Source organism: Rhizobium sp. S163 (assembly GCF_030380805.1).
In the GTDB taxonomy this organism is placed as follows: Bacteria; Pseudomonadota; Alphaproteobacteria; order Rhizobiales; family Rhizobiaceae; genus Rhizobium.
Genome location: NZ_JAUDSA010000034.1, coordinates 50,180 through 68,710, shown reverse-complemented (window position 1 = coordinate 68,710; position 18,531 = coordinate 50,180). Strand labels below are relative to the sequence as shown.

The following is an 18,531-nucleotide window of genomic DNA, read 5'->3' as shown; positions in this document are numbered from 1 at the left end:
CCGCGCGTGGAGACATCCGCCTGCGCGAAAATCTTCGTTCTTTCTCGCGTTGCTCCGACATGAAGCCCGACACCTTTGTGGTTCGGAGCCGCCCGGCTGCGATTCGGCTGGCAACTGTCATGAAACTGTTATCCAGGGAGAATAGCCCGTTCCGCGACGAGGTTTCTTTGCATCCGCAAAACCGTATCCCCCATACGGCTCGTCGCCATCCTTCAGCTTTTAGGAAAGCGAACTCCTATGCGTACCAACACATTTTTATCGACCTGTTTCGGCATCGGCCTCGCGGCCGTGATGGCCGCTTCCGCCTCCGCCGCCGATATCACCGGCGCCGGTTCCACCTTCGTTTACCCGGTTCTCTCCAAGTGGTCGGCTGACTACAACAAGAAGACCGGCGACAAGCTGAACTATCAGTCGATCGGCTCCGGCGGCGGTATCGCCCAGATCAAGGCCGCAACGGTCGATTTCGGCGCATCAGACAAGCCGCTCGAATCCAAGGAACTGACGGATGCCGGCTTCGGCCAGTTTCCGCTGGTTGTCGGCGGCATCGTTCCGGTTATCAACGTCAAGGGCATCAAGTCGGGCGAACTGAAGCTGACCGGCAAGGTTCTGGCCGACATCTACCTCGGCAACGTCACCAAGTGGAACGACAAGGCCATCGCCGACCTGAACCCGGGCGTCAAGCTGCCGGATTCGCAGATCGCCGTCGTTCACCGCTCGGACGGTTCTGGCACCAGCTTCAACTGGACCAACTACTTCTCGAAGGTCAATGCTGACTGGAAGTCCAAGGTTGGCGAAGGCACCGCCGTCAACTGGCCTGTCGGCATCGGTGGCAAGGGCAACGAAGGCGTCGCCGCCTACGTAACGCGCGTGAAGGACTCGATCGGTTACGTCGAATACGCCTACGCGCTTCAGAACAAGCTGCCCTACGTGCTTATGGAGAACGCCGCCGGCAAGTATCCGAAGCCGAATGCGGAAAGCTTCGCTGCTGCCGCAGCAAGCGCCGAGTGGGACAAGGCCCAAGACTTCAACCTGATCCTGACGAACGCACCTGGTGAGAAGGCATGGCCGGTCACGGCTACGACCTGGGCGATCATGTACAAGCAGGCCAAGGACGAGGCTCGCTCCAAGGCTGCCTTCGAGTTCTTCAAGTGGGCGCTCGAGAACGGCCAGAAGCAGGCTTCCTCGCTCGACTACGTTCCGCTTCCCGATAGCCTCGTGAAGCAGATCGAAGCCTACTGGACCGCCCAGTTCAAGGGTTGATCCCCACACTGTCGAAACGGCCGGAGAGCTCTGCTTTCCGGCCGGCTTAACTTTGATTGCCCCTCAAAGATTAGAGAACAGACAATGAGCCAAGTTTTGGCATCGCAGCGCGCCGAGAGTGTCGGCGTGAAGCGTCGCCATGGCGCGACCGGCGACATGGTATTTTCCGCAATCGTGCTGTGCTGCGGCATGTTCGTACTGATTGCACTTCTGGCAGCGACCTTTTCCATGGGTTGGGGCGGCCTGCTGGCGTTCCGCACCTTCGGCCTCGAATTCATCTACGGCACCGAATGGGACCCCGTCGCACAGAAATTCGCCGGCCTCGTGCCGATCTACGGAACGTTGGTCACCTCAGCGCTCGCGATGATCATCGGCGTTCCCGTCAGCCTCGGCATCGCGGTGTTCGTCACCGAGGTGGCGCCACGCTGGGCGCGCGGACCGATCGGCGGCGCCATCGAGCTGCTCGCCGGCATTCCAAGCATCATCTACGGCATGTGGGGTCTCTTCACCTTCGCGCCGTTCATGTCCGACTATATCCAGCCGGTCCTGATCGACTGGCTCGGTCCGCTGCCTGTCATCGGAGCGCTGTTCTCAGGCATACCGATGGGGATCGGCATGCTGACGTCGGGCATCGTGCTCGCCATCATGATCATCCCCTATATCGCTTCGGTCATGCGCGACGTCTTCCTCGTCGTCCCGGCGCAGCTGAAGGAATCGGCCTACGCGCTTGGCTCGACCAAATGGGAAGTCGTACGCGATATCGTCATCCCGCATACGCGCACCGCCGTCGTCGGCGGCATCTTCCTCGGCCTTGGCCGCGCGCTCGGCGAGACCATGGCCGTGACCTTCGTGCTCGGGAATACGCATAATATCGCGATCTCGCTGATGGAGCCCGGCAACTCGATCGCCGCGGCCATCGCCAACGAGTTCACCGAAGCCGACACTGATCTCTATCTGTCGTCGCTGATCGGCCTCGGCTTCATCCTCTTCGTGGTCACCTTCATCGTGCTGGCCGCCGCCAAGCTGATGCTGCTCCGGATCGCCAGGCAGAAGGGAGAATAATCATGACGACGTCCAACTCCCTTTACCGCTACCGGCAGATCAAGAGCGCCATCGCCTTGTCTCTCGCGACCGTCGCAACGGTCATCGGCCTCATCTTCCTCGTCTGGATCCTGTGGACGACGCTGATCAACGGCATCACGGCGCTCAGCCCTCGCCTGCTGACCGAAATGACCCCGCCACCCGGCGAAGACGGCGGCCTGGCGAATGCCTTCATGGGCAGCCTGATGATCGTCCTGATGGCCGTCGTTCTCGGCACGCCGATCGGGATCCTCGCCGGCACCTATCTTTCGGAATACAGCCGCGGCAAGAAGATCGGCGATCTCGTTCGTTTCGTGAACGACATCCTGCTCAGCGCGCCGTCGATCATCATCGGCCTGTTCATCTACGAGCTGGTGGTGCGCCAGACGGGGCGCTTCTCGGGCTATGCCGGTGGTATCGCGCTCGGCTTCATCTTCCTTCCGGTGGTGGTGCGTACCACGGACGAGATGCTCCGGCTGGTGCCGGACGTGATGCGAGAGGCGGCACTGTCGCTCGGCATCCCACGCTGGAAGGTGACGGTGCATGTGCTTTATCGCGCAGCGTCCGCGGGTATCCTGACCGGCGTGCTGCTTGCTGTCGCCCGCATCTCGGGCGAGACCGCACCGCTTCTCTTCACCGCCCTCAACAACCAGTACTGGAGCACGGACATGTCCGGGCCGATGGCCAACATTCCGGTCGTCATCTTCCAGTACGCGATGAGCCCCTATGACGAGTGGCATACGCTCGCCTGGGCCGGCGCCTTCGTCATGACCGCCATCGTGCTGCTGCTCAGTGTCGGATCACGAGTAATCCTGAGCAGACGGGGGAAATAATGCTGCAATCTTCCAGCACACTCGATACCGGCAGGACCGCGAATACCATGAAGACCGACAAGATCACGCTCGAAAACGTCAACTTCTTCTACGGGAAGACGCAGGCGATCCGCGATGTCAGCATCAGCTTTCCGGAGCGGCAAGTCTCGGCCCTGATCGGCCCGTCCGGCTGCGGCAAGTCGACGCTGCTGCGTATCCTCAACCGCATCTACGCGCTCTATCCGGGCATGCGGGCAACGGGTGCCGTGAAGCTCGATGGCGACAACATTCTCGACCCCCGCTATCCGATGAACGAACTGCGCGCCCGCGTCGGCATGGTGTTCCAGAAGCCGGTCCCCTTCCCCATGTCGATCTACGACAACGTCGCCTATGGCATTCGCCATCATGAGCGGCTGTCGAAGACGGAGATGGATGGGCGTGTCGAGGAAGCGCTTCGGCAGGCGGCTCTGTGGGACGAGGTCAAGGACAAACTGAAGCAGAGCGGTCTCGGCCTATCCGGCGGTCAGCAGCAGCGTCTGTGCATCGCGCGCGGCGTGGCGTTGCGGCCGGAGGTTCTGCTGCTCGACGAGCCGACATCGGCGCTCGACCCGATCTCGACCGCCAAGGTCGAGGAATTGATCGCGCAGCTGAAGGCGAATTTCACGATCGTGATCGTGACGCACAACATGCAGCAGGCGGGCCGTATCTCGGACAATACCGCCTTCATGTATCTGGGCGAGCTTGTCGAGCATGGCCCGACATCGCAGATATTCGAAGCGCCGAAGAACAAGCGGACCGAAGACTACATCACCGGTCGCTACGGCTGATCATTTCAAGGAATGACGCCGGCGCAAAGGCGCCGGCGGATGGATCAGAGAACCGGCGTCTCTTCGATCAGGCCGGTCACGAAGTCGAACATGCCATGGCGGCGGTCGCGGCGCAGGCGTTCGGCGCGGACGATCGACTGCACGGCCTCGAAGGCGGTGTTCAGGTCGTCGTTGACGATGACGTAGTCATATTCACGCCAGTGAGCGATCTCGGCGCGGGAGTTGGCCAGACGCGTCGCGATCACCTCTTCGGCGTCCTCGGCGCGGCGATGCAGGCGCGACTGAAGCTCGGTCATGGTCGGCGGCAGCACGAAGATCGATACGATATCGGCCTTCATCTTTTCCTGCAGCTGCAGCGCCCCCTGCCAATCGATATCGAACAGCATGTCGCGGCCATCGGCCATGGCGGCCTCCACCGGCTCGCGCGGCGTGCCGTAGAAATTGCCATGCACTTCCGCCCATTCGAGCAGCTCGCCGCTGTCGCGCATACGCTCGAATTGCGGGATGGTGATGAAATGGTAGTGCGTGCCGGCAATCTCACTCGGGCGACGCTGACGCGTCGTCACGCTCACCGAGATTTCAAGGCTGCGATCGCGCTCCAGGAGATTGCGCGCGATGGTCGACTTGCCGGCGCCCGAGGGCGAGGACAGGACAAGCATCAGCCCGCGACGGGGGATCACGGTGGGGCTGCTCGACGTTGGGGGGCTCGACGGGGTCGGGCTCATGGTTCACTCCAAATTCTGAACTTGCTCGCGGAACTGGTCGATGACCACTTTCAACTCAATACCGGCCGCTGTCACCGCGGCCGCATTGGACTTCGAGCATATTGTATTCGATTCCCGGTTAAATTCCTGTGCAAGGAAATCGAGCTTGCGGCCGATAGGGCCGCCCTTGGCGAGCAGGTCCCGGGCAGCGGCCACGTGCGCCTTCAGGCGGTCGATCTCTTCGCGCAGGTCCGCCTTGGTCGCCAGGATCGCCGCCTCGGCATGGAGCCTGTCCTGATCGAACTTGCCGGATGCATCCATCAGCATTGCAACCTGGGCCGCAAGACGTGCCGCAATCTCGCGCGGCGAACGCGACGGGTCGTTTTCCACGACACCAGTCAGACGCTCGATGATCGCCACCTGGTCGAGGAGCACGCGGGACAGAGCCGCCCCCTCCTGCTCGCGCATATGCCTGAGGTCGGTAAGTGCCAGCGCAAGGCCATTCATGATCTCGGCATCGCGCGCGGCGATGGCTTCGGGGCTATCCTCGGTCTCGCGGAAATCGACGATGCCACGGATGCCGAGAAGCGTATCGAGCTTCAACGGCGCCGGATCGATGATATCAGCCAGCTGATCACGCAGCGACAGAACGGCGGCAAGCGCTTCCTGGTTGAGGACGGTCTCGACGCGGCTCTCGGGAGACGAGACGGACAGCGACACCTGCATGTTGCCGCGGCTGAACTGCTCGCCGGCAAGCCGCTTGACATCGTTTTCCAGTCGCTCGAGGCCCGGCGGCAGGCGCAGGCGGATATCCAAGCCCTTGCCGTTTACCGAGCGCAGTTCCCAGGCCCAGCGCCAGCGATCGGTCGTGCCTTCGCGCCGCGCAAAACCCGTCATGGACTGCAAAGCCATGGAAGCCTCCGATATTATCAGTTTCTCTTTTTCTTCGGAGCCGGAGCAGGCGCTGCCGGCGCATCGGCGGGCGTTGCCGCATCGGGCTGCCCGTCGACCGCGATATTCGGATCGGCGCCCTTGTCGGCTTCCAGCTTGCGCCAGCGCCGGACATTGGCGTTGTGGTCCTCAAGCGTGGCGGCGAAGACATGGCCACCCGTGCCGTCGGCCACGAAGTAAAGGTCCTGCGTCTTCCAGGGATTGGCAACGGCCTCCAGCGCATCGCGACCGGGATTGGCGATCGGCGTCGGCGGAAGGCCCTTGATCACATAGGTGTTGAAGGGCGTCTCTTTCTTGAGGTCCGACTGGTAGATCGGCCGGTCGGCCGGCTTGCCGTCGCCACCGAACAATCCATAGATAATCGTCGGGTCCGACTGCAGGCGCATGCCCTTGCCGAGACGATTCAGGAAGACCGAGGCCACATGGGCGCGCTCGTCTGGAACGCCGGTTTCCTTTTCGACGATGGAGGCGAGAACGATCATCTCGTCCTTCGACTTGAAGGGCAGCGAAGGATCGCGCTTGTCCCAGATCTGGTCCACAAGCTTCTGCTGGGCAGCGGCCATCTGCTCGATGATCTCGGCGCGCTTGGTGCCGCGCGAGAACTTGTAGGTATCAGGGCGCAGGCTGCCCTCCGACGGCAGGACGGTCGGCAGATCGCCCTCAAGTACCTGATCCTCGTTCATGCGGTTGAACATCTGGCGGACGCTCAAGCCCTCGGGGAAGGAGATCGAATAGAGGATGGACTTGCCGGATTTCAGCAGTTCCATGATCTCGTTCATCGAGGCATGCGCCTTGATCTCGTATTCACCGGCCTTGAGGCTTTCGCCATCGTTCAGATGGGTGGCGGTGAGATAGCGGAAGACGCGGCCATCGGAGATGATGTTGTTGCGCTCGAGATTGAACGCGATCTCGGTGATCCCTGCGCCGTTGCGCACGATGAAATTGGTGTTGGCCTCCAGCGGACCGGGGCTCTGGTAGGTGGAAATCGCATAGTAGAAGACGACGACCGCGGCGGCGCAGCCGAGCACGACCAGCGTCATCAGGAAGTTCAGGAAGATGACGACCTGGCTTCTGGCCTTCTTGGAGCGCTTCGGCGGCTCCGGCACGCGCTCCGGGCGCAGCGCTTCGGTTGGCGATTTCGGAATGATCGGGCCACTCTGCGACTGCTGGCCCTGCTGGCCGGTCGTGTCGTTGCTCTGGTTCGTATCGCTCACCGGCAATCCTCTAAATTTGGCCCCAAAAGCTGCTTCTTGCGAAGCAATGCGGCGAAATGCGGGTGGGCAGCCATCGGATTGGACTGCCCTGCCCGTTGCGGACGTCGTGGGTCAGTCTCAGGCGACGTAGCGGCGCAGCACCAGCGATGCGTTTGTACCGCCGAATCCGAAGGAATTCGACAGCGCCACGTTCACTTCCCGTTGACGCGCCTTGTGCGGGACGAGATCGATCTTCGTCTCGCGCTCTGGGTTGTCGAGATTGAGCGTCGGCGGCACGACGTTATCGCGGATCGACAGCGTCGCGAAGATCGCCTCGATTGCACCGGCAGCGCCCAGCAGGTGGCCGGTGGCGGACTTGGTCGAGGACATGGAGATCTTCGACGCGGCGTCGCCGACCAGGCGCTCGACGGCGCCGAGCTCGATCGTGTCGGCCATGGTCGATGTGCCGTGCGCGTTGATGTAATCGATATCGGCAGGCGTCAGGCCAGCGCGCTTCAGCGCCATCGCCATGCAACGGCCGGCGCCCTCGCCGTCTTCCGACGGCGCGGTGATGTGGTAGGCGTCGCCCGACAGGCCATAGCCGACGACTTCGGCGTAAATCCGTGCGCCGCGCGCCAGGGCATGTTCGAGCTCTTCGAGAACGACGATGCCGGCGCCCTCGCCCATGACGAAGCCGTCACGGTCCTTGTCGTAGGGGCGCGAGGCCTTCGTCGGATCGTCGTTGTGCTGCGTGGAGAGCGCCTTGCAGGCCGCGAAGCCGGCGAGCGAGATGCGGCTGACCGGCGATTCGGTGCCACCGGCGACCATCACATCAGCATCGCCGAAAGCGATCAGACGGGCAGCATCGCCAATGGCGTGCGCACCGGTCGAGCAGGCAGTGACGACGGAGTGGTTCGGTCCGCGCAGCTTGTGACGGATCGATACCTGGCCGGATACGAGGTTGATCAGACGGCCGGGAATGAAGAATGGAGAAATGCGGCGCGGGCCCTTGTCGCGCAGCGTATAGCCCGCCTCAACGATACCCTCGATGCCGCCAATGCCGGAGCCGATGAGGACGCCGGTGGCAATCTGGTCTTCGTCGCTCTCGGGATGCCAGTTGGCATCGTTGAGCGCCATGTCGGCCGCGGCCATTCCATAGATGATGAAGGGATCGACCTTGCGCTGTTCCTTGGGCTCCATCCAATCATCCTGATTGAAGGTGCCGCCGGTGCCATCGCCGACGGGAATACGGCATGCGATCTTGGCCGGAAGGTCATCGACTTCGAACTCGGTCACGAGGCGTGCGCCGTTTTCGCCCGCCAGCAGGCGAGCCCAGGTCACTTCCGTGCCGCATCCCAAGGGAGACACCATGCCAGTGCCCGTAATAACCACCCGTCTCATCGACTGCATTCCCCCGCCTTTTGTGTTCTATGGAGACCATGCCAGAAATAAAAAGGGCGGACTCCGGGTCCGCCCTTTCTAAAGTGCTCAGGATTAAGCCTGGGCCTTTTCGATAAACTTAACGGCGTCGCCGACCGTCAGGATCGAGTCCGCAGCGTCGTCAGGAATTTCAACGCCGAATTCTTCTTCGAACGCCATGACCAGTTCGACGGTGTCGAGCGAGTCAGCGCCCAGATCGTCGATGAAGCTTGCGCCTTCGACAACCTTGTCGGCGTCGACGCCAAGATGATCAATAACAATTTTCTTTACGCGTTCTGCGATATCGCTCATGTCGGTTTCCTCGACCTTATAATCCTGATCAGAGAGCCTTTATGGCACCCTACCCTGTTTCAGCCTGCGGCGCCCTAAAGCCACCTTCGGCAAACTCGTTGTACCCGGCTACCAGAGATGTCCCAGGCTTGCTTGGAAAGCCCGCCGGTCCGTCTTCTTTCTCGGGAGACTGTTCACAGTCATGGCCCGATTAACACGGTTTATGTCTGCCGCAAAGCCAGAAAATCAACCCCATAGCGTTGGTGAACAGGCTATTGCGGGGAAAAACGGCCCGAAAGCCAGTTTTCCGTTTCAGATCATGGCCATGCCGCCATTTACGTGCAAAGTCTGGCCCGTCATGTAGGCCGCTTCCGACGAAGCCAGGTAAGCAACCGCGGAGGCCACTTCGGCGCCGGTGCCCATGCGCTTCATCGGGATCGCGCCCATGATCGCGTCCTTCTGCTTGTCGTTCAGCTTGCCCGTCATCGCGCTTTCGATGAAGCCCGGAGCCACGCAGTTGACCGTCACGTTGCGGGTCGCGATCTCCTGCGCCAGCGACTTGGTGAAGCCGATCATGCCGGCCTTGGAGGCGCAGTAGTTGGCCTGGCCCGGATTGCCGGTGACACCGACGATCGAGGTGATGTTGATGATGCGGCCATAGCGGCGGCGCATCATCGGGTGCGTCAGCTCGCGGGTCAGGCGGAACATCGAGGTCAGGTTGACTTCGATGACGCTGTCCCAGTCCTCGTCCGACATGCGCACGAAGAGGCCGTCCTTGGTGATACCGGCGTTGTTGACGAGGATATCGACGCCGTCGAGTTCGGCTTCAGCCTTGACGCCGAGCGCCTTGACTTCGTCGCGATCGGCAAGGTTCGCCGGGAAGATCTTGACGCGGTCGCCGAGTTCGTTCGCCAGCGCCTCGAGCTTTTCGACGCGGGTGCCGTGCAGGCCGACGATGGCGCCCTGCTTGTGCAGGATACGGGCGATTTCTTCGCCGATGCCGCCAGAGGCACCGGTTACCAGAGCCTTGCGGCCGGAAAGATCGAGCATGGAAGAATTCCTTGTAATCGTTAAATCAATCAGGCCAGAAGAGCGGCAACCGCCGCGTCGATATCAGCCGGTGTGTTGACCGAGACGCCGGTCACGTTCTTGTCGATGCGGCGCGCGAGGCCGGTCAAAACCTTGCCGGCGCCGAGTTCGTAAAGCGTGGTCACGCCGTTTGCCGCGAACCATTCAACCGTCTCGCGCCAGCGAACCTGGCCGGTGACCTGCTCGACGAGCAGCTTGGCGATTTCCTCGGCGTCGGTGACGGGCGCGGCGCGCACGTTTGCGATAACAGGCACGACCGGGTTCGACTTCACGACGCCTGCCAGCGCTTCGCGCATCGCATCGGCGGCCGGCGCCATCAGCGCGGAATGGAAGGGTGCGGAGACCGGCAGCAGGATCGCGCGCTTGGCGCCCTTTTCGGTGGCGAGAGCAGCAGCCTTTTCGACCGGTGCCTTCTCGCCCGAAATCACGATCTGGCCACCGCCGTTGTCGTTGGCGATCTGGCAGGCGCCGAGTGCCGAGGCTTCCTCGCAGACGGCGATCACGTCGGCATGTTCGAGGCCGATGATGGCGGCCATGGCGCCGACGCCGACGGGCACGGCCGCCTGCATCGCGTTGCCGCGAATGCGCAGGAGGCGCGCGGTATCGGCGATCGAGAACATGCCGGCGGCACAGAGAGCGGAGTATTCGCCGAGCGAGTGGCCGGCGACGTAGGAAACCTTGGCCTTGAGATCGACGCCCTTGGCTTCGAGCACACGGATGACGGCCATCGACACGGCCATCAGCGCCGGCTGCGCATTGGCGGTCAGCGTCAGCGTCTCTTCCGGACCGTTGAACATGGTCTCGGACAGCTTCTCGCCGAGAGCGTCATCGACCTCTGCAAAAACGGCGCGCGCTTCGGCAAAATTCTCGGCAAGATCCTTGCCCATGCCGACGGCCTGACTGCCCTGGCCAGGGAACGTGAAAGCGATGGTCATCCTATGTCCTTTTTATATGGACCCGCGGTCATTTCGCCTCCAATTGACATTCTTTCCCTGAGAGTCAAGTACCGGAGGCCTGCGTTCCAAGGCTTTCGCGACTGCAACAAAGCAGCACTTTTGCTCTTGCGCTTGCTCAATTCCGGCCTAAATTCGCGCCGTCCTTCCAAGACCTCTTTCTTTTAAGATCACGATTAAGGCTCCCCAATGAAGCATAAGAAACTTGGCCGCACCGATATTTCGGTGTCCGAAATCTGCCTTGGCACCATGACCTGGGGCACGCAGAACACCGAGGCGGAAGCGCACGCGCAGATGGACTATGCGTTCGAAAAGGGCGTCAACTTCTTCGACACCGCCGAGCTTTATCCGACCACGCCCGTTGGCCCCGAGACCCAGGGCCTGACCGAAGACTATATCGGCACCTGGCTTGAGAAGACGGGCAAGCGCAAGGATATCGTCCTCGCCTCCAAGGTTGCCGGCCCCGGTCGTTCCTATATCCGTGGCGGCGAAGGCGCCGATGCCAAGAACATGCGACTGGCGATCGAGGCCAGCCTGAAGCGGCTGAAGACCGACTATATCGATCTCTACCAGATCCATTGGCCGGTTCGCGGTCATTTCCACTTCCGCCAGAACTGGCACTACGACCCCTTCAAGCAGGATCGCGCCAAGGCCGTCGCCAACATTACCGGCATCCTGGAAACGGCTGGCGAACTGGTGAAGGAAGGCAAGATCCGGACGATCGGCCTCTCCAACGAGACGACCTGGGGCACGCAGAAGTATCTTACGATCGCCGAGCAGCTCGGCCTGCCGCGCGTCGTCAGCATCCAGAACGAGTATAACCTGCTCTATCGCCACTACGATCTCGACATGGCGGAGATGTCGCACCATGAGGATGTGGGCCTGCTCGCCTACTCGCCGCTCGCCGGCGGCATCCTCAGCGGCAAGTATATCGGCGGCGCCGTACCCGGTGGCTCGCGCGGCTCGATCAACGGCGACATCGGCGGACGTCTGCAGCCGCTGCAGGAAGCGCCGACCAAGGCTTACGTCGAGATCGCCAAGCGCCACGGGCTGGACCCATCGGCCATGGCCATCGCGTTCTGCCTGACGCGCCGCTTCATGACGTCGGCCATCATCGGTGCCACGACCATGGCGCAACTGACAACCGATATAGACGCGGCCGGCATCAAGCTTTCGAGCGATATCCTCGCCGAGATCGACAAGGTGCATCGCGAGTATCCGATGCCGATCTGATATCGGCCCGCCGCGGCAGTCTGTCGCGAATGTGCGAAATCACCCGAATTTAACAGGAGCCGTCATTGTTTACCCGCAATGGCGGCTCACTTCGTTTTTGCCTGACGGCACTGACCGCAGCACCAGAATTTCGGCCTGCGATCATTTCATATTGCTTATATTTCAATACTTTATGGAAACTCAGATGACTGGTTCGCTTTACAGGTCCCTCACTCACAGGATCATTCTTGGATTTGCCGCGCTTCTGGCCGGTGTCGCCGTCGCGTCCGCTGCCTCGGCGGCGGATCCTTCTGGTCAGGTGACGGTCGGCAGCACCGTTCGCAGCTTCACCCTGCATGTGCCTGATGGCCCGCGCCCGCCAGGTGGCTTTCCCCTGGTGCTTGCCTTTCACGGCGGCGGCCAGCAGGGACCGGCCATGCGCCGGCTGAGCGGTCTTGATGCCGTCGCCGACAGCCGACGCTTTATCGTTGCCTATCCCAACGGCATCGACAAGCACTGGAACGACGGACGTTCGACTATCCGCAATCCTCAAGACGACGTCGGCTTCGTTTCCGCGCTGATCGATCAGCTGCAGCGGAGCTATGATATCGACAGCAAGCGCGTCTACGCGACGGGCATTTCGAACGGCGCACTCTTTGCCGAACGGCTCGGCTGCGACCTCTCCCGACGCATCGCCGCGATTGCGCCGGTCGCTGGAACACTGCCAAGCGACATAGCCGCGAAATGCAGCCCCGAACGTCCGGTCGCCGTATTGCAGATCGACGGCACTGCCGATCCAATCATGCCGTTCAAGGGCGGTGATGTCGCCGATTTCGGGGGCGCGGGCGAAGGAGGCAAGGTCTTGTCCGTCCGCGACACGGCGGCGTTCTGGGCCAGAACCAATGGATGCGCTCTGCCAGGGAAATCGGCGCCGCTCGCTCCGACCGCTCGACTCGACCGCACGCGCGTCGTCGCCACGCGATACGACGGATGCCGACCATCGGGCGCCGTGGAGGTGCTGACGGTTACCGGTGGCGGCCATACTTGGCCAGGTGGCGTGCAATATGCCCGACGTCTGTTCGTTGGCGTGACCAGCCGGCAAATCGATGCCAGCCGCTCGATCGCCGACTTCTTCCTGTCGCAACCGCCGCGGTAAGTACGTTTTTGCCGGTGGCGATATGTTTTCCGGGGCGGCCTTGCGTTTTCGTCAGAAATCCGTATAAGCCGCCCTGTTCGCAAAACCCGGTCTTCTGGCTGGTGGCTGAACGGAGGGCCGGTTTCCCGCGGGAAATCGTTCGGAACGGAAGCGTTCCAGCCTCCCGTGTCTCCGCTCTCGACCGTCTCGGAACGCTTTTCTTGCCTGGGTCTACCCAATCAGGAGCAGTCGTTGAGGCTTAGCCGCCGAATATCGGGTTGAATAAACGCAAGAAAGGCAAAGCTGTCATGGCTCTTTATGAACATGTATTCCTTGCCCGACAGGATATTTCCGCTCAGCAGGTAGAAGCCCTCGTAGAACAGTACAAGGGCGTACTCGAAGCTAACGGCGGTAAGGTCGGGCGCGTAGAAAACTGGGGCCTCAAGTCCCTGACCTACCGCATCAAGAAGAACCGCAAGGCTCACTACGTTCTCGTCGACATCGACGCCCCGGCTGCTGCCGTGCAGGAAATGGAACGTCAGATGCGCATCAGCGAAGACGTCCTTCGCTACATGACCATCGCTGTTGAAGCTCACGAAGAAGGCCCGTCTGCCATGATGCAGAAGCGCGACCGCGACGACCGCGGCCCGCGTGATGGCGCCGACCGTGGCCCGCGTCGCGAATTCGGCGATCGTCCGCCGCGTCGTGATGGCGACTTCCAGCGTGGCCCGCGTCCTGATCGCGCCCCGCGCGAAGACCGTGCATAAGGAGAACTGAGAATGTCTGAATCTTCCTCCGCACCGGTACGTCGTCCGTTCCACCGTCGTCGCAAGACTTGCCCGTTCTCCGGCGCAAACGCTCCGAAGATCGACTACAAGGACGTTCGTCTCCTGCAGCGCTACATTTCCGAGCGCGGCAAGATCGTTCCTTCCCGTATCACGGCTGTTTCGCAGAAGAAGCAGCGCGAACTCGCTCAGGCGATCAAGCGCGCTCGTTTCCTCGGCCTGCTGCCGTACGTCGTCGCTTAATCAGCTGACGAGACCAAATCGAGGGAAGGCAGCAATGCCTTCCCTTCTCCCTTTCGCGATGGGCGCGGATCGGAACCCTTAAAACCCATGTTGAGGCCTTTCTGAAACTGATTCAGGAAACGCCCTCTAACTGCTTGATGAAGCAGGACAGCGACCGTGAAACCACTGAATGCAAAAATGCTGGGCGTTGGAGCCCTCGCCGGGTTCGTCGCCGCACTTCTGGTGCTGGGCGCTGGCCGGCAGCCGTCGTCTTTCAGTGCTGTTCTCTACGCGGCTTCCGCGCTTCCCATTCTTCTTGTCGGCCTCGGCTGGGGCAACATGGCGGCGATCTCGGCCGTCGTTACCGCTGCCGTCCTCGGCGCGATCGCCATCTCGCCGTCCTTCGCGCTGATGATGACGCTGGTCACGCTTCTGCCGGCAGGCTGGATCAGCCACCTCGCCAATCTCGCGCGCCCCGCTTCCGAACTCGGTGGTCCCGATCATCTGATGGCGTGGTATCCGCTGTCGGATATCCTGCTGCATCTTTGCGGCCTCGTGACGTTCGCCGTCATCGTCGTCGGCGTGATGATCGGCTACGGCCCCGAACTGATCGACCGTCTGGTCGACGTGCTCTTCACCTCGGTGGCGCAGCAGCAGTCCGACTTCGCGCCCGACGCGGCCGTGATCGCGCAGACCAAGTCGCTCGTTCTCCTGCTCCTGCCGGCCATCCAGGGCGGTATGTGGGTGGTGATGCTGTTTGCCGCCTATTACATCGCGACGCGCATCGTTGCTGCATCCGGCGGCGGCCTTCGGCCGCGCGAGGATATCCCCTCGTCGCTCCGGATGAACCGCAACACGATCTTCATCTTCCTTCTCGGGCTTGCCGCTACCTTTCTGGGCGGCATCCCAGCGATGGTCGGAGCAACCGTCGTCGGCACGTTCGGTGCCGGCTTCCTTCTCTCCGGTTTCGCCGCGCTGCATTTTCGCACGCGCGGCAAGGAATGGCGCCTGCCGGCGCTTATCCTCTGCTACCTGGCATCTCTCATGTTGATGCTGCCAGCCTTTTTCATCCTCGTTCTGGGGCTCAGCGATACCCGCAAGGCGATCGCGCTCACCCCGAACAAGGATGCTGATGCCCCCAAACAGACAGATTCGAAACTCTAGGAACACGAAAGGAAAACTGACATGGACGTCATTCTTCTCGAACGCATCTCCAAGCTCGGCCAGATGGGCGAAGTGGTAAAGGTCAAGGACGGCTTTGCCCGTAACTACCTGCTGCCGCTCGGCAAGGCTCTGCGCGCCAACGACGCCAACAAGAAGCGCTTCGAATCCGAGCGTGCAACGCTCGAAGCCCGCAACCTCGAGCGCAAGTCGGAAGCACAGACCGTTGCCGACGCTCTCGAAGGCAAGTCCTTCATCGTCGTTCGTTCGGCTGGCGAAACCGGCCAGATGTACGGCTCGGTCGCTGCTCGCGACGTCGTTGAAATCCTAGCTGCCGAAGGCTTCAACATCGGCCGCAACCAGGTTCACCTGAACACCCCGATCAAGACGATCGGTCTGCACCAGGTCGAACTGCAGCTGCATGCTGAAGTCGAGATCAAGATCGAGCTCAACGTTGCTCGTTCGGCTGACGAAGCTGAGCGCCAGGCCAAGGGCGAAACCCTGACGTCGGTTGACGCCATCTACGGCGTCGACGAAGACGCTCTGCGTCCGGAAGACTTCTTCGATCCGGAAGCCGACGGCAACGCCGAAGACGAATAAGGTTCGGGAGAGCAATCTCCAGAATGCGAAAGCCGGGCCTCGCGCCCGGCTTTTTGCTGTCCGCTATTTTGAAGACTAATTGGCCGCCGTGTTCTGCTCGGGCTCAGCGCTCTTGTCGACGCTGACGACAACCGAGAGACCTGGTCCAAGGTTCTTGGCGGCCGGCTGATCCGGATCGATGCTGATGCGAACGCCGACGCGCTGGGCGATCTTGACGAAATTGCCGGTGGCGTTGTCGGCCTTGATCACGGCGAATTCGGAGCCGGCAGCTGGCGAAAAGCGTTCAATGCGGCCGGTGAGCCGCTGGCGCCCCAGGGCATCGACCACGATCGAGACGGGCTGACCGACCTGCATGCCCTCAAGCTGCGTCTCCTTGAAATTGGCGACAACCCAGATCTCTTCGGGCACCACCGCCATCAATTGCGTGCCTACGGCGACGTACTGGCCGAGGCGAACGCCGATCTCGCCGAGGTGGCCGTCGCGCGGCGCCAGGATCGACGTGTTCTGGAGATCGATCTCGGCCAGATGCACGGTGGCTTCCGCGCTTGCGACATTGGCCTCCAGCAGCGAGCGATTGACGATGATGGTCGCCAGATTCTGCTTCGACACCTCCAGCGCCGACTGCGCCTGGTTCAACGCGGCCTTCGCCTCCTCAAGCGTTGCCTGCGCCTGCTCGGATTCGCTTGCCGAGGCGATGCCCCTGTCGTTGAGGTTGCTGATGCGATCCCAGGCGAGTTGCGCGCGCTTCAGCGACGCATTTGCGCTATCGATCTGCGCCTGGCTGGAGGCGATGGTCGCCTTTGCCGACAGTTCCGACTGGCGGGAGTTCTCCAGCGACGCCTTCTGGCCCTCAAGTGCCGAGCGGGCCTGGGCGAGCTTTTGCGTGTAGATGCGGTCGTCGATCTTAGCCAGCACGTCACCCTGCTTGACCTGCTGGTAGTCCTTCACCGGAACATCGACGATATAGCCGTTCACCTGCGGGCTCATGATCGTCACGTAACCCCTGATGTAGGCGTTATCGGTCGTTTCGACCGATGTGACGAAGGGCGGCAGGCGCCAGGCGTAAAGCACGAGCAGGATGCCCGCGATACCGGAGATAATGGCGATGAGGCTGGCAGGCGACCGGAAGAATTTCGACATGCGGTGAACTCGTGATCAGGATTGAACGGCTGCGGAGGCATTCGGCTCGGCGGCCCCGCGCTCGGAGAGGCGCAGCCATGCCTGATGAAGAAGCATGACCAGGAGACCGAGAAGAGATGCCACGCAAATTGCGAGGAAGGTGTCGTTATAGGCAAGCGTATAGGCTTCGCGCGTGACCTGCTGGGACAGCAATGCCAGCCCTTCGGCATTCAGCAATGTCTGGTCGGTGATGACCTTGCCGTAGCCGGCGGACAGCTGCGAGACGCGTTGGGCCACCAGCGGATCCTGCAGCAGGATATGCTCGACCAGCACGTTCGAGTGGAACTTCTCGCGGATGGTGACGAAGGTGCCGAGCATGGCCGAGCCGAAGAGCGAGCCGATACTCTGGGTAAAGAGGAAGATCGCCAGGAAATTGACGATGAAGGGCATTCCACGGGCCATGGCCGCCTTGAAGCCGCTCGCCATCACCGGCGGCAGGAACATCGCCGCGCCAGCAGAGACCAAGGCTTGGCTGAGATACATCTGCTCCGGCCGTGTGAGGCTGGTTGACTGGCTGTCGAGATAGGCGCCGGCCGCGATGAGCACCAGCGATATCAAGTGCGCGGTGCTGACGTAGCGCGTGGTCATCAAGAGCGTGCAGAACAATCCGCCGAGCACCGAGGCGACCAGAACGATGGCGTACAGCTTCGTCGTCTGATCGTTGAGCAGGCCAAGCTGCTGATAGAAATTGGCAGCGGTCGAGGATTGTTCTGACGAGACGAAGCGGAACATCAGAAGCACGCCCGCCATCCTCAGATTGGGACCAGACAATACCCAGCGGATATCCAGCATCGGATTTTCGCGCGGTAGCTCGATCGCCACCACGAGCGCCAGACAGCCTGCAGCGACCGCAAGCAGAACGCCGATCCACGGCGCTTCGAACCACCAGTAGAGACGCCCGAGTGTGAGGACGACCGCGAGACAGCCGAAACCGGTGGCCAGCAGGAGATAACTCAGAATATCCATGCGCTGGATGACGACCGCGCGTGGCGGCGAGGTCAAAGGCATGGTGTAGATGATGGCGAAGGCCAGCAGCGCCAGCCCCATTTCCAGCGTATAGAGCGCGTGGTAACCGCCGAGATCAAGCAGCGGCGGCGAGATGATACGTGCGATCGGCGCGGCAAATAGCGTGCACATCAGTGCAAGGCTGATGCCTGTCGTAAGCTTGCGCTCCGGTGGGAACAGCTCGAGCATGTAGAGAAAGCCGAGCGTGGAGATCGGCGCCGCCGCGATGCCGCTCAGCGCCCGGACGACGATGGCGGAGTGCAGATCGGTCACGAGAAGGTTCAGCACCGCCGCAAAGACGAAGCAGATGATGCTGAACTCGGCGAAACGTCTCAGGCCATATTGCGTGCGGATCTTGAACAGCGCGATCGACAGGCTGGCATATGGCGCCATATAGGCCGCCGACAGCCACGAGACCTCAGCCGTCGTCGCCGAAAACGACCCCTGGAGCTGGTAGATATTGGCATTCACGAGGTTCATGCCGAGACCCTGCGTGACGAAGAGCAGGACCGATGCGGCCATGTAGAAGGGCTTCTTCCAGCCGGCCATCGCCACGACGGGCGGGGGCGCAGGCTGCGGTTCCTGTGCCGCCGCCTCGTCCGCGGCTTTTGGCGCAACACCTTCGCTGGACGCCTGGACGAGGCTCATTACTA

19 protein-coding genes are annotated in these 18,531 nt (G+C 61.7%); 10 read left to right on the top strand and 9 right to left on the bottom strand.

Features of this window, described 5'->3' with window-relative positions; translation table 11 throughout:
* Positions 1-237 precede the first annotated feature (237 nt).
* The 4 genes from pstS (at position 238) to pstB (ending at position 3,979) form a co-directional block, all read left to right on the top strand.
* Positions 238-1,260, top strand: a complete 1,023-nt coding sequence (gene pstS, locus QTL96_RS23730; RefSeq protein WP_289729440.1) for a phosphate ABC transporter substrate-binding protein PstS — start codon at positions 238-240, stop codon at positions 1,258-1,260.
* Between the two features lie 84 nt (positions 1,261-1,344).
* Positions 1,345-2,322, top strand: coding sequence for a phosphate ABC transporter permease subunit PstC (gene pstC / locus QTL96_RS23725; protein WP_289729439.1), 978 nt, complete (start codon positions 1,345-1,347; stop codon positions 2,320-2,322).
* A 2-nt stretch (positions 2,323-2,324) separates the two neighbouring features.
* Entirely contained in the window at positions 2,325-3,173 is an 849-nt protein-coding gene (gene pstA / locus QTL96_RS23720; RefSeq protein WP_289729438.1) for a phosphate ABC transporter permease PstA, read from the top strand.
* The gene (pstB, locus tag QTL96_RS23715; RefSeq protein ID WP_289729437.1) at positions 3,173-3,979 is read left to right on the top strand and encodes a phosphate ABC transporter ATP-binding protein PstB; all 807 of its coding nucleotides are present in this window, start codon (positions 3,173-3,175) and stop codon (positions 3,977-3,979) included. Before pstA ends, pstB begins: the two co-directional genes overlap by 1 nt.
* Before the next feature lie 44 nt (positions 3,980-4,023).
* Here pstB and gmk read toward each other — a convergent pair whose 3' ends face one another.
* From gmk to fabD, 7 genes are all read right to left on the bottom strand, one after another.
* Complete coding sequence (gene gmk / locus QTL96_RS23710) at positions 4,024-4,704, bottom strand: guanylate kinase (protein WP_289729436.1); 681 nt, start codon at positions 4,702-4,704, stop codon at positions 4,024-4,026.
* A gap of 3 nt (positions 4,705-4,707) precedes the next feature.
* Positions 4,708-5,595 carry a YicC/YloC family endoribonuclease gene (locus QTL96_RS23705; RefSeq protein ID WP_289729435.1) on the bottom strand — a complete coding sequence of 296 codons (888 nt, stop codon included), beginning with the start codon at positions 5,593-5,595 and terminating at the stop codon, positions 4,708-4,710.
* 17 nt (positions 5,596-5,612) lie between these two features.
* Entirely contained in the window at positions 5,613-6,848 is a 1,236-nt protein-coding gene (gene mltG, locus QTL96_RS23700) for an endolytic transglycosylase MltG (protein WP_289729434.1), read from the bottom strand.
* A 117-nt stretch (positions 6,849-6,965) separates the two neighbouring features.
* A complete protein-coding gene (gene fabF, locus QTL96_RS23695; protein WP_112941326.1) occupies positions 6,966-8,228 on the bottom strand; it encodes a beta-ketoacyl-ACP synthase II in 1,263 nt (420 codons plus the stop codon).
* Positions 8,229-8,321: 93 nt separating this feature from the next.
* Positions 8,322-8,558, bottom strand: coding sequence for an acyl carrier protein (locus tag QTL96_RS23690; RefSeq protein WP_003502080.1), 237 nt, complete (start codon positions 8,556-8,558; stop codon positions 8,322-8,324).
* Between the two features lie 291 nt (positions 8,559-8,849).
* Entirely contained in the window at positions 8,850-9,587 is a 738-nt protein-coding gene (fabG, locus tag QTL96_RS23685; protein ID WP_018898755.1) for a 3-oxoacyl-[acyl-carrier-protein] reductase, read from the bottom strand.
* Positions 9,588-9,616: 29 nt separating this feature from the next.
* Complete coding sequence (gene fabD, locus QTL96_RS23680) at positions 9,617-10,561, bottom strand: ACP S-malonyltransferase (protein ID WP_289729433.1); 945 nt, start codon at positions 10,559-10,561, stop codon at positions 9,617-9,619.
* Between the two features lie 207 nt (positions 10,562-10,768).
* On the opposite strand from fabD, the gene QTL96_RS23675 reads away from it, so the two are divergent.
* From QTL96_RS23675 to rplI, 6 genes are all read left to right on the top strand, one after another.
* A complete protein-coding gene (locus QTL96_RS23675; protein ID WP_289729432.1) occupies positions 10,769-11,812 on the top strand; it encodes an aldo/keto reductase in 1,044 nt (347 codons plus the stop codon).
* A gap of 184 nt (positions 11,813-11,996) precedes the next feature.
* Positions 11,997-12,947, top strand: coding sequence for a PHB depolymerase family esterase (locus QTL96_RS23670; RefSeq protein WP_289729431.1), 951 nt, complete (start codon positions 11,997-11,999; stop codon positions 12,945-12,947).
* 287 nt (positions 12,948-13,234) lie between these two features.
* Positions 13,235-13,693, top strand: coding sequence for a 30S ribosomal protein S6 (gene rpsF / locus QTL96_RS23665; protein ID WP_018898759.1), 459 nt, complete (start codon positions 13,235-13,237; stop codon positions 13,691-13,693).
* A gap of 12 nt (positions 13,694-13,705) precedes the next feature.
* Positions 13,706-13,954, top strand: coding sequence for a 30S ribosomal protein S18 (gene rpsR / locus QTL96_RS23660; RefSeq protein WP_113236586.1), 249 nt, complete (start codon positions 13,706-13,708; stop codon positions 13,952-13,954).
* A 156-nt stretch (positions 13,955-14,110) separates the two neighbouring features.
* The gene (locus QTL96_RS23655) at positions 14,111-15,097 is read left to right on the top strand and encodes a DUF2232 domain-containing protein (protein WP_112941330.1); all 987 of its coding nucleotides are present in this window, start codon (positions 14,111-14,113) and stop codon (positions 15,095-15,097) included.
* Positions 15,098-15,118: 21 nt separating this feature from the next.
* Positions 15,119-15,694, top strand: coding sequence for a 50S ribosomal protein L9 (rplI, locus tag QTL96_RS23650; protein WP_018898761.1), 576 nt, complete (start codon positions 15,119-15,121; stop codon positions 15,692-15,694).
* A gap of 75 nt (positions 15,695-15,769) precedes the next feature.
* Here rplI and QTL96_RS23645 read toward each other — a convergent pair whose 3' ends face one another.
* Complete coding sequence (locus tag QTL96_RS23645; RefSeq protein ID WP_289729430.1) at positions 15,770-16,834, bottom strand: HlyD family secretion protein; 1,065 nt, start codon at positions 16,832-16,834, stop codon at positions 15,770-15,772.
* Positions 16,835-16,849: 15 nt separating this feature from the next.
* Positions 16,850-18,526, bottom strand: a complete 1,677-nt coding sequence (locus QTL96_RS23640) for an MFS transporter (RefSeq protein ID WP_289729429.1) — start codon at positions 18,524-18,526, stop codon at positions 16,850-16,852.
* Positions 18,527-18,531 lie beyond the last annotated feature (5 nt).

Excerpts from the sequence above, each read along its gene's own strand:
- pstA (WP_289729438.1), top strand. The coding sequence starts at position 2,325 with ATGACGACGTCCAACTCCCTTTACCGCTACCGGCAGATCAAGAGCGCC.
- gmk (WP_289729436.1), bottom strand. The coding sequence starts at position 4,704 with ATGAGCCCGACCCCGTCGAGCCCCCCAACGTCGAGCAGCCCCACCGTG.
- QTL96_RS23640 (WP_289729429.1), bottom strand. The coding sequence starts at position 18,526 with ATGAGCCTCGTCCAGGCGTCCAGCGAAGGTGTTGCGCCAAAAGCCGCG.
- QTL96_RS23705 (WP_289729435.1), bottom strand. The coding sequence starts at position 5,595 with ATGGCTTTGCAGTCCATGACGGGTTTTGCGCGGCGCGAAGGCACGACC.
- pstC (WP_289729439.1), top strand. The coding sequence starts at position 1,345 with ATGAGCCAAGTTTTGGCATCGCAGCGCGCCGAGAGTGTCGGCGTGAAG.
- rplI (WP_018898761.1), top strand. The coding sequence starts at position 15,119 with ATGGACGTCATTCTTCTCGAACGCATCTCCAAGCTCGGCCAGATGGGC.
- fabF (WP_112941326.1), bottom strand. The coding sequence starts at position 8,228 with ATGAGACGGGTGGTTATTACGGGCACTGGCATGGTGTCTCCCTTGGGA.
- QTL96_RS23690 (WP_003502080.1), bottom strand. The coding sequence starts at position 8,558 with ATGAGCGATATCGCAGAACGCGTAAAGAAAATTGTTATTGATCATCTT.
- fabD (WP_289729433.1), bottom strand. The coding sequence starts at position 10,561 with ATGACCATCGCTTTCACGTTCCCTGGCCAGGGCAGTCAGGCCGTCGGC.
- pstB (WP_289729437.1), top strand. The coding sequence starts at position 3,173 with ATGCTGCAATCTTCCAGCACACTCGATACCGGCAGGACCGCGAATACC.
- pstS (WP_289729440.1), top strand. The coding sequence starts at position 238 with ATGCGTACCAACACATTTTTATCGACCTGTTTCGGCATCGGCCTCGCG.
- rpsR (WP_113236586.1), top strand. The coding sequence starts at position 13,706 with ATGTCTGAATCTTCCTCCGCACCGGTACGTCGTCCGTTCCACCGTCGT.
- QTL96_RS23675 (WP_289729432.1), top strand. The coding sequence starts at position 10,769 with ATGAAGCATAAGAAACTTGGCCGCACCGATATTTCGGTGTCCGAAATC.
- QTL96_RS23645 (WP_289729430.1), bottom strand. The coding sequence starts at position 16,834 with ATGTCGAAATTCTTCCGGTCGCCTGCCAGCCTCATCGCCATTATCTCC.
- rpsF (WP_018898759.1), top strand. The coding sequence starts at position 13,235 with ATGGCTCTTTATGAACATGTATTCCTTGCCCGACAGGATATTTCCGCT.
- QTL96_RS23670 (WP_289729431.1), top strand. The coding sequence starts at position 11,997 with ATGACTGGTTCGCTTTACAGGTCCCTCACTCACAGGATCATTCTTGGA.
- fabG (WP_018898755.1), bottom strand. The coding sequence starts at position 9,587 with ATGCTCGATCTTTCCGGCCGCAAGGCTCTGGTAACCGGTGCCTCTGGC.